Annotated in this window: 1 protein-coding gene; it reads right to left on the minus strand. The window is 51.7% G+C overall.

Annotated elements, in window-relative coordinates; genetic code table 11:
• Positions 1–12: 12 nt before the first annotated feature.
• Positions 13–1,008 (minus strand): autotransporter outer membrane beta-barrel domain-containing protein (locus BEG40_RS21495; RefSeq protein WP_123058484.1); only part of this gene is annotated, 996 nt, incomplete at its 5' end.

A 1,008-nucleotide genomic window follows, 5' to 3' on the forward strand; every position in this document is an offset into this window, starting at 1 on the left:
GGCAAAGTGGCATTAAAAGAGATATTTCATGCCCAGCATTCCCTGGGTATCGCTGTAACCATTGTCCCCCAACTGCTGGGCGACGTTGCCCCACAGTTGCAGACGCGGATTAAGCTGACCTTCCACCCCAACTTTTAACTCGCCGATGTTACGCGTGCCGATGATTTCATCGCTGATGCCATCCATCTTCACGCTGTAATTGCGGGAGTTATAAATCCAGTTGGCTTCCACGAAAGGCTGGAAGGAACGCGCTTTATGAGCATCAATAGCATTATGACCTTGCAGGTACGCTTTCACCCCCAGACGCGTTTGCAGGTTACCTTCGGTGCTGTCCTCAACCAGAGTGCCGTTGTCTTCAGTATGATTGTCTGCCTTCACATCCATCCACGTCAGTTGCATTTTAGGCTGCAACCAGTAGCTGGTGCGGGCATCTGCGCTTTCACCAAGACGGAAGGTATAACCCGCTTCAATGGCGGCGGTGATACCGTCAGAGTGATATTTTTCACTGGGCAGATACTCGCCGGAGACGGTGTTATCAAACCAGTTATAGAGCAACCAGCTATCAATATAAGTCCCTGTTTTATCTGCTTCGTTAGCGTACCAGGTGCCATACACGCCAACACTGTAGCCGTCGATTTGCCCGCGTGAGTTGTACCCGGTCAGGTTGGAATGTGTGTGACTCTTACTGTTGGCATAGCCAGCCATCAGGCCGAGATGCCAGCGATCGAGTGCGTTACTGCTCCATTGCGCAATATCGCCGCCAAGTTGCAGAACATAACGGTTGCTCTGGGTGTTCAGTTCATCCGAGCGATCCTTAAAGCGGTTATGTCCGCCAATGTTACGTAACCACAGACTGGTCGCTTTCTGCTCGCCAGTCAGCAGGTCGGTGTATTGTGTTTCCCCTAGACGGTCATGCAGTCGGGTATTAAACAGGGTATTTGCCGCCTGAATATTGGCCACATAGCTGCCAATCTCCGGGCGATACTGATGCTTTCTTTCCGGCTGCGG

This window comes from Escherichia sp. MOD1-EC5495, from assembly GCF_002965965.1.
In the GTDB taxonomy this organism is placed as follows: domain Bacteria; phylum Pseudomonadota; class Gammaproteobacteria; order Enterobacterales; family Enterobacteriaceae; genus Escherichia; species Escherichia ruysiae.